The 12,607-nt window shown below is 59.9% G+C and carries 8 protein-coding genes and 3 tRNA genes; all 11 read right to left on the bottom strand.

Going from position 1 to position 12,607, the window contains the following annotated elements:
* Positions 1-57 precede the first annotated feature (57 nt).
* Positions 58-4,272 (bottom strand): DNA-directed RNA polymerase subunit beta', encoded by a 4,215-nt coding sequence (gene rpoC, locus LLY24_RS13395; RefSeq protein ID WP_259036810.1) that lies wholly within the window; start codon positions 4,270-4,272, stop codon positions 58-60.
* 10 nt (positions 4,273-4,282) lie between these two features.
* The gene (gene rpoB, locus LLY24_RS13390; RefSeq protein ID WP_259036809.1) at positions 4,283-8,359 is read right to left on the bottom strand and encodes a DNA-directed RNA polymerase subunit beta; all 4,077 of its coding nucleotides are present in this window, start codon (positions 8,357-8,359) and stop codon (positions 4,283-4,285) included.
* Positions 8,360-8,612: 253 nt separating this feature from the next.
* Entirely contained in the window at positions 8,613-8,984 is a 372-nt protein-coding gene (gene rplL, locus LLY24_RS13385; RefSeq protein ID WP_259036808.1) for a 50S ribosomal protein L7/L12, read from the bottom strand.
* Between the two features lie 89 nt (positions 8,985-9,073).
* Positions 9,074-9,577, bottom strand: coding sequence for a 50S ribosomal protein L10 (gene rplJ / locus LLY24_RS13380; protein WP_259036807.1), 504 nt, complete (start codon positions 9,575-9,577; stop codon positions 9,074-9,076).
* A gap of 313 nt (positions 9,578-9,890) precedes the next feature.
* Positions 9,891-10,583 carry a 50S ribosomal protein L1 gene (gene rplA, locus LLY24_RS13375; protein WP_259036806.1) on the bottom strand — a complete coding sequence of 231 codons (693 nt, stop codon included), beginning with the start codon at positions 10,581-10,583 and terminating at the stop codon, positions 9,891-9,893.
* 2 nt (positions 10,584-10,585) lie between these two features.
* Entirely contained in the window at positions 10,586-11,017 is a 432-nt protein-coding gene (gene rplK / locus LLY24_RS13370; RefSeq protein ID WP_018917744.1) for a 50S ribosomal protein L11, read from the bottom strand.
* 161 nt (positions 11,018-11,178) lie between these two features.
* Entirely contained in the window at positions 11,179-11,712 is a 534-nt protein-coding gene (nusG, locus tag LLY24_RS13365; protein ID WP_259036805.1) for a transcription termination/antitermination protein NusG, read from the bottom strand.
* Positions 11,713-11,720: 8 nt separating this feature from the next.
* Positions 11,721-12,104 (bottom strand): preprotein translocase subunit SecE, encoded by a 384-nt coding sequence (gene secE, locus LLY24_RS13360; protein WP_259036804.1) that lies wholly within the window; start codon positions 12,102-12,104, stop codon positions 11,721-11,723.
* Positions 12,105-12,175: 71 nt separating this feature from the next.
* Positions 12,176-12,251, bottom strand: a tRNA-Trp gene (locus tag LLY24_RS13355).
* A gap of 153 nt (positions 12,252-12,404) precedes the next feature.
* Positions 12,405-12,479 (bottom strand) — tRNA-Thr (locus LLY24_RS13350).
* 15 nt (positions 12,480-12,494) lie between these two features.
* Positions 12,495-12,568 (bottom strand) — tRNA-Gly (locus tag LLY24_RS13345).
* Positions 12,569-12,607 lie beyond the last annotated feature (39 nt).

The following is a 12,607-nucleotide window of genomic DNA, read 5'->3' as shown; positions in this document are numbered from 1 at the left end:
TCCTGCCGGGAGCACGCTCCCGGCAGGGGCTCGACCGCGTCGAACCAGGGTCTTTCTCTATAGCTCGTCGTCGGAATCCAGCGCGGTCAACTGCGCGCCCAGCTCCTGCTCGACCTCGGTAGCCGAGGGGCTGAACAGGCGCTCGACGTCTTCGCGCTTGCGACGACGCTCAGCGTGGTGGGTCAAGCCGGTGCCTGCCGGAATCAGGCGCCCAACCACCACGTTTTCTTTCAGGCCGCGCAGATAGTCGCGCTTGCCGGTAACCGCCGCTTCGGTCAGTACGCGGGTCGTCTCCTGGAAGGAGGCCGCAGAGATGAACGACTCGGTGGCCAGGCTGGCCTTGGTGATACCCAGCAGCAAGCGTTGGAACTTGGCCGGGAACTTCTCTTCTTTCTCCAGACGCGCGTTCTGTTCGAGCACGCGTACCACCTCGACCTGGTCGCCGGTGATGAAGTCGGAGTCACCGGCGTCGGTGATTTCGACCTTACGCAGCATCTGACGCACGATGACTTCGATGTGCTTATCGTTGATGCCTACGCCCTGGAGACGATAAACGTCCTGTACTTCGGCGACGATGTACTTGGCCAGCTCGCTGACACCCAGCAGACGCAGGATGTCGTGCGGGTTGCTCGGGCCATCCGAGATCACCTCGCCCTTCTCGACGCTCTCGCCCTCGAACACGGCGATCTGGCGCCATTTCGGGATCAGCGCTTCGAAGGCATCGCCAGATTCCGGCGTGATCATCAAACGACGCTTGCCCTTGGTCTCCTTACCGAAGCTCACCACACCGCTGATCTCGGCGAGAATCGCCGACTCTTTGGGCTTACGCGCTTCGAACAGGTCGGCTACGCGCGGCAGACCACCGGTGATATCCTTGTTGCCCGATGCCTCGACGGGAATACGCGCAACGATTTCACCCACGCCGATCTTCGCGCCATCTTCGACCGAGATGATCGAGTTACCCGGCAGCAGATACTGCACCGGCGTGTTGGAACCGGAGACCGAGACGTACTCGCCGGCCGCATCTTTTAACATGACCATCGGGCGCTTGTCGCGACCGGCCATGGGACGTGCCGCTGACTCGATGACCTCAATGGAGGAGAGACCGGTCATCTCATCGACCGAGCGGTGCATGGTGACACCCTCGTCGAGGTCGATGAACTGCGCCTGACCTTCCACTTCCGCCACGATCGGGTGCGTGTGCGGGTCCCACTTGGCGACCGTTGCACCGGCATCCACTACGTCGCCGTCACGCACCGACAGTTCAGCACCGTAGGGCAGTTTGTAGTACTCGCGCTCGCGACCGTGGTCGTCGGCAACCGCCAGCGCACTGGAGCGCGATACCACGACGAGTTTGCCGTCGGCACGCTCGACGTGCTTGATGTTGTGCAGACGCACCTTGCCGCCGTGCTTGACCTGTACGCTATCCACCGCCGAGGAGCGCGATGCCGCGCCACCGATGTGGAAGGTACGCATGGTCAGCTGGGTACCCGGCTCACCGATCGACTGCGCGGCGATAACGCCGACGGCCTCACCAATGTTGACCTGGTGACCACGGGCCAGATCGCGGCCGTAGCACGAGGAGCAGACGCCGTGTGCGGTTTCACAGGTAATCGCGCTGCGCACGATGATCTCGTCGACGCCCATGGTATCGAGCTCGGCACACCACTTCTCATCGAGCAGGGTGTTGCGCGGAATCAGCACCTCTTCGGTGCCCGGATCGACGACGTCCTGCGCTACCACACGGCCCAGTACACGCTGGGACAGCGGTACGATGATATCGCCACCCTCGATGATCGGGTGCAGCGTCAGGCCGTTTTCGGTGCCGCAGTCGACCTCGGTAATGACCAGATCCTGAGCAACGTCGACCAGACGACGGGTCAGATACCCCGAGTTGGCCGTTTTCAGTGCCGTATCCGCCAGGCCCTTACGCGCGCCGTGGGTCGAGATGAAGTACTGGAGTACGTTCAGACCTTCACGGAAGTTGGCCACGATCGGCGTTTCGATGATCGAGCCATCGGGCTTGGCCATCAGGCCACGCATACCGGCGAGCTGACGAATCTGCGCCGCACTACCTCGGGCGCCGGAGTCGGCCATGATGAAGACGCTGTTGAACGAGTCCTGCTCGACTTCGTTACCGTCGCGGTCGATGACGGTCTCTTTCGAGATACCCGCCATCATCGCCTTGGCGACTTTATCGTTGGCTTTCGACCAGATGTCGATGACCTTGTTGTACTTCTCACCCGCAGTCACGAGACCCGAGGAGAACTGGTCTTCGATCTCTTTGACTTCGGCCTCGGCCGCCTCGACGATCTCGACCTTGGCTTCCGGAATGACGAAGTCGTTGACGCCGATGGAGGCACCCGACCACGTCGCCAGACGGAAACCGGTGTACATCAGTTGGTCGGCGAAGATCACCGTGGGCTTGAGCCCGGAGCGACGGTACACCTCGTTGATCAGGCCAGAGATGGCCTTCTTCTTCATCGGCTTGTCGATCAGCTCGAAGGGCACGCCTTCGGGCAGGATACGGAACAGAAGCGCGCGGCCGACGGTGGTTTCATAGATACGGCGATGGAACGACTTCGCGCCGGTCTCTTCTTCAATATCGATCTCGTCCAGGCGCACTTTAACGCGGGCGTGCAGCGACACCGATTGAGTGCCGAAGGCGCGCTCGACCTCGTTGAGGTCGGCGAACACCATGCCTTCGCCCTTGGCGTTGATCTTTTCACGGGTCATGTAGTACAGACCCAGAACGACGTCCTGCGACGGCACGATGATCGGCTCGCCGTTGGCCGGTGAGAGCACGTTGTTGGTAGCCATCATCAGCGCACGGGCTTCGAGCTGAGCTTCCAGGGTCAGCGGTACGTGTACCGCCATCTGGTCACCGTCGAAGTCGGCGTTGTAGGCCGCACACACCAGCGGGTGCAGCTGAATCGCCTTACCTTCGATCAGCAGCGGCTCGAACGCCTGGATACCCAGACGGTGCAGCGTCGGCGCACGGTTGAGCAGTACCGGGTGTTCGCGGATGACGTCGGCGAGGATGTCCCACACTTCGGGCAGTTCGCGCTCGACCATCTTCTTGGCCGCTTTGATCGTGGACGCATGGCCCAGCGACTGCAGCTTGGAGTAGATGAACGGCTTGAACAGCTCGAGCGCCATCTTCTTCGGCAGACCACACTGGTGCAGGCGTAGAGTCGGGCCAACGGTGATGACCGAACGACCCGAGTAGTCGACGCGCTTACCCAGCAGGTTCTGACGGAAACGGCCCTGCTTACCCTTGATCATATCGGCCAGGGATTTCAGCGGGCGCTTGTTGGAGCCGGTGATGGCGCGGCCGCGACGGCCGTTGTCCAGCAGCGCATCGACCGCTTCCTGAAGCATACGCTTCTCATTGCGCACGATGATGTCGGGCGCATTGAGGTCGAGCAGACGCTTCAAACGGTTGTTACGGTTGATCACGCGGCGGTACAGATCGTTCAAATCCGACGTCGCGAAGCGACCGCCGTCCAGCGGTACCAGCGGACGCAGGTCCGGCGGCAGCACGGGCAGTACTTCCATGACCATCCACGCCGGCGCGTTGCCGGAGTGGTAGAAGGCTTCCAGAAGCTTCAGGCGCTTGGAGAGCTTCTTGATCTTGGTTTCGGAGTTGGTCTGCGGAATCTCTTCGCGCAGCGTGTTGATCTCCTCCTCCAGATCGATGTCCTTCAAAAGCTCCTGGATGGCTTCGGCGCCCATGCGAGCGTCGAAGTCATCACCGAACTCTTCCAGCGCTTCGAAGTACTGCTCGTCGTTCATCAGCTGACCGCGCTCGAGCGTGGTCATGCCCGGATCGATGACCACGAAGGACTCGAAATAGAGCACGCGCTCGATGTCGCGCAGGGTCATGTCCAAGAACATGCCGATGCGTGACGGCAGTGACTTCAAAAACCAGATATGAGCAACGGGCGAGGCCAGCTCGATGTGGCCCATGCGCTCACGACGCACGGCGGCCTTGGTGACCTCGACGCCGCACTTCTCACAGATGATGCCGCGGTGCTTCATGCGCTTGTACTTGCCGCATAGGCACTCGTAGTCCTTGACCGGGCCAAAGATCTTGGCGCAGAACAGTCCATCACGCTCCGGCTTGAACGTCCGGTAGTTGATGGTCTCGGGCTTCTTCACCTCGCCGAAGGACCAGGAGCGAATCATGTCCGGCGACGCCAGGGTAATCTTGATCGCGTCGAATTCTTCGGACTGAGACTGCGATTTGAGTACTTTCACCAAATCTTTCATTGGAAGGCTCCTAGCTCTCTAACTCGATATCGATGCCCAGCGAGCGGATTTCCTTCACCAGTACGTTGAAGGATTCCGGCATGCCTGCCTGCATGGTGTGGTCGCCGTCCACGATGTTTTTGTACATCTTGGTACGACCCTCGACGTCGTCCGACTTGACCGTGAGCATCTCCTGCAGGGTGTACGCTGCGCCATAGGCTTCGAGCGCCCACACTTCCATCTCTCCGAAACGCTGACCACCGAACTGCGCCTTGCCGCCCAGCGGCTGCTGCGTGACCAGCGAGTAGGAACCGGTAGAACGCGCGTGCATCTTGTCGTCCACCAGGTGGTTGAGCTTCAGCATGTACATGTAGCCAACGGTTACCGGGCGGTCGAAGGCGTCGCCGGTACGGCCATCGTACAGCGCCATCTGACCGGACTCGGGCACGTCGGCCAGGGTCAACAGATGCTTGATCTCGTGCTCTTTGGCACCGTCGAAGACGGGGGTGGCCATGGGCACACCGGCCTTGAGGTTCTTGGCCAGAGCGATCACTTCGTCGTCGCTCAGGGTATCGAGCGCTTCCTGACGCGTACCCGGGGTGTTGTACACCTGACCCAGGAAGTCGCGAATTTCGCTGACCTGCTGGTCACGGGCATCGCGCAACAGCGCTTCGATCTTGACGCCAAGGCCACGGGCCGCCATGCCGAGGTGGGTTTCGAGAATCTGACCCACGTTCATCCGCGACGGTACACCCAGCGGGTTCAACACCACGTCGACCGGCTCTCCCTTCTCGTCGAACGGCATGTCTTCGATCGGCATGATCGCCGAGATAACACCCTTGTTACCGTGACGACCGGCCATCTTGTCGCCCGGCTGGATGCGACGCTTGACCGCCATGTAGACCTTGACGATCTTGAGTACGCCAGGTGCCAGATCGTCGCCCTGAGTGAGCTTGCGCTTCTTGTCTTCGAAACGCTCGTCCATCTCTTTGCGACGGTTTTCGAGCTGCTCGTCGGCCTGAGCCAGCAGTTCGTTGTAGGTCTCGTCCTGCATGCGCAGTTTGAACCACTGCTGACGCGGCAGCTCGTTGAGGTAGGCTTCGTCGAGAACGTCGCCTTTCTTGAGCTGCGGACCGCCGTTGACGGCCTGACCTTCCAGGGTACGCTTGAGACGCTCGAAGGTAGCGTCTTCGGCGATACGGTAGGTCTCTTGCAGGTCCTTACGCACTTCGTCGAGCTGCATCTGCTCGATGGAGAGCGCGCGCGAGTCCTTCTCCACGCCGTCACGGGTGAACACCTGAACGTCGATGACGGTACCCTTCATGCCGGTCGGGGCACGCAGGGAGGTGTCTTTAACGTCAGAGGCCTTCTCACCGAAAATCGCGCGCAAGAGCTTCTCTTCCGGCGTCAGCTGGGTCTCGCCTTTGGGCGTGACTTTACCCACCAGAATGTCGCCGGGGCCCACTTCGGCACCGATGTAAACCACGCCCGCCTCGTCCAGCTTGGAGAGCGCCGACTCACCCACGTTGGGGATGTCGGAGGTGATCTCTTCCGGCCCGAGCTTGGTGTCGCGCGACACACAGGTCAGTTCCTGGATGTGGATCGTGGTGAAACGGTCTTCCTGGACCACCCGCTCGGAGAGCAGGATGGAGTCCTCGAAGTTGTAACCGTTCCAGGGCATGAACGCGATGCGCATGTTCTGACCCAGGGCCAGGTCGCCCATGTCGACGGAGGGGCCGTCGGCGAGGATGTCGCCAATGGCCACGCTGTCGCCCGGGCGCACGATCGGGCGCTGGTTCATGCAGGTGTTCTGGTTCGAGCGGGTGTACTTGGTCAGGTTGTAGATGTCGACCCCGGCTTCACCGCCGATGATCTCGTCTTCGTTGACCCGTACCACCACGCGACGCGCGTCGACAGAGTCGATCACGCCGCCACGGCGCGCGACCGCACAGACGCCGGAGTCACGGGCGACGAAGCGCTCCATGCCGGTACCTACCAGCGGCTTCTCGGCGCGCAGCGTGGGCACCGCCTGACGCTGCATGTTGGCACCCATCAAGGCGCGGTTGGCGTCATCGTGCTCGAGGAACGGGATCAGCGCGGCCGCAACCGAGACGACCTGACGCGGTGAAACGTCCATCAACGTCACCTGCTCGGGGCGCATGAAGGTAGTTTCACCACGGTGACGTACCTGAACCAGGTCGTCAGAGAGCTTGTTCGACTCGTCCACCGCAGCCGACGCCTGAGCGATGACGTAGTCGCCCTCTTCGATCGCCGAGAGGTGAACGATATCGTCGGTCACCTGACCAGCATTCACCTTACGGTACGGCGTCTCTAAAAAGCCGTAGCTGTTGGTGTGACTGTAGGTCGCCAGCGAGTTGATCAGACCGATGTTCGGGCCTTCCGGCGTTTCGATCGGGCACAGACGGCCGTAGTGCGTGGCGTGAACGTCGCGCACCTCGAAGCCTGCCCGCTCGCGGGTCAGACCACCCGGGCCGAGTGCAGACACACGGCGCTTGTGGGTAACTTCCGACAGCGGGTTGTTCTGGTCCATGAACTGAGAGAGCTGCGACGAGCCAAAGAACTCCTTCACCGCCGCCGCGACCGGCTTGGCGTTGATGAGATCCTGTGGCATCAGGCCTTCGCTCTCGGCCATGGAGAGACGCTCTTTGACTGCGCGCTCAACGCGCACCAGACCCACGCGGAACTGGTTCTCGGCCATCTCGCCGACGCAGCGAATGCGGCGGTTACCCAGGTGGTCGATATCGTCGACGTCGCCAAAGCCGTTACGGATGCTGATCAGCTCACGCATGACATCGAGGATGTCTTTACGGTCGAGCACGCCAGAACCGGTGTCTTCTTCACGACGCAGACGACGGTTGAACTTCATCCGCCCTACGCCGGAAAGATCGTAACGGTCTTCGGTGAAGAACAGGTTGTGGAACAGCGTCTCGGCGGCCTCTTTGGTGGGCGGCTCGCCGGGGCGCATCATGCGGTAGATCTCGACCAGCGCTTCGAGCTGTGAGCTCGTAGTATCGAGCTTCAGGGTGTCGGAGATGAACGGACCGCAGTCGAGATCGTTGGTGTAGAGGGTCTCGATACGGGTAATGCCACCTTCGGCCATGCGCTCGAGCACCTCGGGGGTGATCTCGGTGTTGCAGGGCACGACCAGCTCGCCGGTTTTGGCGTCGATCTGATCTTTGGCCAGGGTTTTGCCGTAGAGGTACTCCATCGGCACTTCCAGACGCTCGATACCCGCCTTTTCCAGCTGACGGATATGCTTCTGGGTGATACGACGGCTCTCTTCGACGATCACATCGCCATTGGCGTCCTTGATGTCGAAGGTGGCGGTTTCACCGCGCAGGCGCGACGGCACCAGCTCCACGGAGAAGCCGGACTTCTCGATGTGGAAAACGCTGGTGTCGAAGAACTCGTCGAGGATCTCTTCGGCGCTCATACCCAACGCGCGCAGCAGTACCGAGGCCGGCAGTTTGCGGCGACGGTCGATACGCACGAAGACGTTGTCCTTGGGGTCGAACTCGAAGTCGAGCCAGGAGCCACGATAAGGAATTACGCGAGCAGAGTAGAGCAGCTTGCCAGAGGAGTGGCTCTTGCCCTTGTCATGATCGAAGAACACACCGGGCGAGCGGTGGAGCTGGGAAACGATTACCCGCTCGGTACCATTGATCACGAAGGTACCGTTCTCGGTCATTAGGGGGATTTCCCCCATGTAGACTTCTTGCTCTTTGATGTCCTTGATCGCCTTGTTCGAAGAGTCGCGATCGTAGATGATCAGACGAACCTTCACTCGCAGCGGAGCCGAGTAGGTCACACCGCGCAGCTGGCACTCCTTGACATCGAACGCGGGCGTGCCGAAGCGGTAGCTGACATACTCAAGTGCGGCGTTGCCCGAGAAGCTCTCGATCGGGAACACGGACTTGAAGGCAGCGTGCAGGCCGACTTCGTGACGCTCGTCAGGCGAACGATCTTGCTGGAGAAAGTCGTAGTAGGAATCAAGCTGGATGGCCAGCAAGTAAGGCACATCCATCACTTGGGGCAGTTTGCCGAAATCCTTGCGGATGCGTTTTTTCTCAGTGTATGAGTAAGCCATCTGTATTCCCCAGCTTGTTCACCATGGGTGACCGATGCGTGGTCATCTGCCCTGCGGGCGTGTCAGACGCAGACAGCAAGCTCCTTTTCGGGTAGCTCGCCGTCGAAAATCTTGAACGATAACGCTGTTGCTCGTCTTCTGCCATAACGCGCGTCAGTTATAGCGCTTATTACAACAGAAAAAGGCCGGCAGCGGGAATTTCCCGCCGCCAGCCGCGGAAGCTTACGCGGTGCGTAAACCCGTGAGGCACAAATTACTTGAGCTCGACGGTAGCGCCCGCTTCTTCCAGTTTCTTCTTCGCAGCTTCGGCGTCGTCCTTGGACATCGCTTCTTTCAGCGTGGCCGGCGCGCCGTCAACGGCACCCTTGGCTTCTTTCAGGCCAAGACCGGTGATTTCACGAACGGCTTTGATGACGTTAACTTTCTTGTCGCCAGCAGAGGTCAGTACCAGGTCGAATTCGGTCTGCTCTTCAGCAGCGGCTTCGCCACCGCCAGCCGGGCCAGCCATAACGGCGGCAGCGGCAGATACGCCGAACTTCTCTTCCATCGCTTCGATCAGCTCGACGACTTCCATGACGGACATGTCGGCTACGGCGTTGATGATATCGTCTTTGGTCAGTGCCATTGTCTCATTCCTAACTTTGCGGGAGCGCTAAGCGCTCGGGATTCAGTGCTGGGTTCAAGCGGCGAGTCGCCGCCTGGCAGAAGCGCCGATTAAGCGGCTTCTTCCTGCTTCTTGTCGCGCAGGGCGGCCAGGGTACGAACCAGCTTGCCAGCGGAAGCTTCTTTCATGACCGACATCAGCTTGGCGATTGCCTCGTCGTATGTCGGCAGCGTTGCCAGACGGTCGATGTCGGCAGCCGCGATCAGCTCACCTTCGTAGGCCAGTGCCTTAACTTCGAAGTTCTGCTCGGACTTGGCGAAATCTTTGAACAGACGAGCGGCAGCGCCCGGGTGCTCGGTAGAGAAAGCCAACAGAGTCGGACCAACGAAGCTCTCGTTCAGACACTCCCACTGAGTGCCTTCGAGGGCGCGGCGTGCCAGAGTGTTGCGAACAACACGCAGCTGGACGCCATTCTCGCGCGCCTGCTTACGCAGACCGGTCATTTTCTCGACCGTGACGCCACGAGAATCGGCAACTACGACGGAGAGAGCGCTCTTGGCTGCTTCACTGACTTCGGCAACAATCGCTTTCTTGCCTTCAAGTGCTAGTGGCACAGTGATCACTCCTTCGTGCCGGAACCCGTTATCAGGCTCCGGTGGTTACCATCTCTTCCGACGCACGCGCCGGAAGCCTTGGGGATGGTGCTCACCAGAAAGCGGTTTTGCTCAGCTACAGCGAACTCAAGCTTCACCCACTGGCGGCCACACCATCTGCGCAGGCGCTCTAGGCGATTAAGCCGCGGATAACGAGGTCACCGGCGGCACCTGCGGTCTTTGACGATGCCCGAGGCGAAACGCCCCGGGGACCGCAAAGTTCTTGCTCGGTAGCGGCTGCCAGGGCAGCCGCATCGTGATCGCTCGGCGGGCCTTAGGCCAGCGCAGAGTGATCGATGGTCAGACCCGGGCCCATGGTGGTGGACAGAGTCATCTTCTTGAAGTAGATACCTTTGGACGCGCTCGGCTTGAGGCGCTTCAAGTCAGCGACCAGCGCTTCCAGGTTGCCCTGAATAGCGGCAGCATCGAAATCCACTTTACCCAGGGTAGTGTGAATGATGCCGTTTTTGTCGGTACGGAAACGCACCTGACCCGCCTTGGCGTTCTTGACCGCCGTCGCCACGTCAGGCGTTACGGTGCCGACCTTCGGGTTCGGCATCAAGCCGCGCGGACCAAGGATCTGACCCAGCTGACCAACGACGCGCATCGCGTCCGGCGAGGCGATGACGACGTCGAAGTCCATCACGCCTTTCTTGACCTGCTCGGCCAGATCGTCCATACCGACGATGTCGGCACCGGCTTCTTTCGCTGCATCGGCGTTAGCGCCCTGGGTGAAGACCGCTACGCGAACGTCTTTACCTGTACCGTTAGGCATAACGGTGGCGCCACGTACGACCTGGTCGGATTTACGCGGATCGACACCAAGGTTGATGGCGATGTCCACGGACTCCTTGAATTTGACGGTAGACAGCTCAGCGAGCAGAGCAACCGCTTCTTCCAGGGCGTAAGACTTGTTGGGGTCGACTTTTGCGCGAATCTGCTGCGCGCGCTTAGACAGTTTAGCCATGATCAGAGACCCTCCACGTTCAAGCCCATGCTACGCGCGCTACCGGCAATGGTGCGCACGGCAGCGTCAAGATCGGAAGCCGTCAGATCCGGCTCCTTGGTCTTGGCGATCTCTTCGAGCTGCTCGCGAGTAACGGTACCGACCTTCTTCTTGTTCGGCTCACCAGAACCGGACTTGATGCCAGCGGCCTTTTTCAGCAGCACGGCAGCAGGCGGCGTCTTGGTGACGAACGTGAAGCTACGGTCGGAGTAGACGGTGATGACGACTGGCGTCGGCAGACCCGGCTCGATCTCTTGAGTTGCTGCGTTGAACGCTTTGCAGAACTCCATGATGTTCACACCGTGCTGACCCAGGGCCGGGCCGACGGGGGGACTGGGATTGGCTTTACCTGCAGCAACCTGCAGTTTGATGTAAGCCTGTACTTTCTTGGCCATTGCTCGCTCCGTTTGGGTATTAGCGCCTTGCGGCTCCCCGTTTAGCAGCGCGCCGACCAGAGGCCAGCGCACAAAGAAAACGTTTTAAAACAGTAACTTTCAAACAACAATCTTTCAAACAGCAGCTTTAACACAAGCGGCATTAAAGCTGCTGTTACAACTTACTCTTTCTCGACCTGAGAGAACTCAAGTTCGACCGGCGTCGCCCGACCGAAGATCAGTACGCTGACCTGCAGGCGACTCTTGTCGTAGTTGACCTCTTCGACCACGCCATTGAAGTCGGCAAACGGACCGTCGATGACGCGAACCGACTGACCGGGTTCGAACATGGTCTTGGGACGCGGCTTGTCGGTGCCATCTTTGACCCGACGCAGAATCGCTTCGGCTTCGCGCGAGGTGATCGGCGCCGGCTTCTCCTTGGTACCACCGATGAAACCCATTACACGGGGCGTCTCGTTGACCAGGTGCCAGGTCTCGTCGACCATCTCCATCTCGACCAGTACGTAGCCGGGATAGAACTTACGCTCGCTCTTGCGCCGCTTGCCATCGCGCATCTCGACGACTTCTTCGGTCGGCACCAGAATCTCACCAAAGAGATCCTCCATACCGTGCATTTTCACCCGCTCGATGAGCGAGCGCATGACGTGCTTTTCGAAGCCGGAGTAGGCGTGGACGACGTACCAACGTTTGGACATGAAAACTCCTAACCAATGACGCCGGACATCGCCCAGCTAAGCAGCGTGTCGATCAACCACAGCACTAGGCCCACCACCATGACGGCGACCAGCACGATAGCCGTGGTCTGAATCGTTTCCGGGCGCGTCGGCCAGACGACCCGCTGAATCTCTTTCTTGGCGTCGCGCGCAAGCGTCAACAAAGCGCGACCCTTGGTCGTCGACATCGCGATTAGCGCCGCTACGGCGCAGAGCGCCACAACACCCAGCACGCGGTACAAAAGACCCACATCGACGAAATAGGTATTGCCCACCACGGCGATCGCCACCAACGCAACGACCGCTGCCCACTTGAGCCCGTCATGGCGCGTCTGCTGCACCTCAGCACCGTGCTTTACAGAACCAGGCTTCATAAAACGAGACTCCTAAGGGCTGGCGAACAATAAAGGAATTTGGAAAAAAGACATACCAGCCTGGGGAAGACTGGCAGGCCAGGAGGGAATCGAACCCCCAACCTGCGGTTTTGGAGACCGCTGCTCTGCCAATTGAGCTACTGGCCTATATCGTCTGCACAGCTCTCTTTGCGAGAGCCCATGCAATAGCGGGCGCTATCGTAGCGAAGAAATCTTCGCGTGACAAGCCCTACCTTCATCCACGCAAGGCGCGCTAGATAAAGACAAAAAAAGCGAGCTTAGCTCGCTTTCTCTGCAATGTGGAGCTCATGGACGGAATTGAACCGTCGACCTCACCCTTACCAAGGGTGTGCTCTACCCCTGAGCTACATGAGCGCAAAACACATCAACTGGAGCGGGCGGCGGGAATCGAACCCGCACCATCAGCTTGGAAGGCTGAGGTTCTACCATTGAACTACGCCCGCTTAACCACTGCCAGAATGACAAGCCGTCGGACGCCGAAC

This window comes from Halomonas dongshanensis, from assembly GCF_024790395.1.
Lineage (GTDB): Bacteria > Pseudomonadota > Gammaproteobacteria > Pseudomonadales > Halomonadaceae > Vreelandella > Vreelandella dongshanensis.
Note: the sequence above shows the minus strand (reverse complement) of the source record. Positions and strands in the feature narration are given on the sequence as shown.

Bases quoted from the DNA above. Each gene is read 5' to 3' on its own strand.
- rpoC (WP_259036810.1), bottom strand. From the start codon at position 4,272: ATGAAAGATTTGGTGAAAGTACTCAAATCGCAGTCTCAGTCCGAAGAA.
- rpoB (WP_259036809.1), bottom strand. From the start codon at position 8,359: ATGGCTTACTCATACACTGAGAAAAAACGCATCCGCAAGGATTTCGGC.
- rplL (WP_259036808.1), bottom strand. From the start codon at position 8,984: ATGGCACTGACCAAAGACGATATCATCAACGCCGTAGCCGACATGTCC.
- rplA (WP_259036806.1), bottom strand. From the start codon at position 10,583: ATGGCTAAACTGTCTAAGCGCGCGCAGCAGATTCGCGCAAAAGTCGAC.
- rplK (WP_018917744.1), bottom strand. From the start codon at position 11,017: ATGGCCAAGAAAGTACAGGCTTACATCAAACTGCAGGTTGCTGCAGGT.
- nusG (WP_259036805.1), bottom strand. From the start codon at position 11,712: ATGTCCAAACGTTGGTACGTCGTCCACGCCTACTCCGGCTTCGAAAAG.
- secE (WP_259036804.1), bottom strand. From the start codon at position 12,104: ATGAAGCCTGGTTCTGTAAAGCACGGTGCTGAGGTGCAGCAGACGCGC.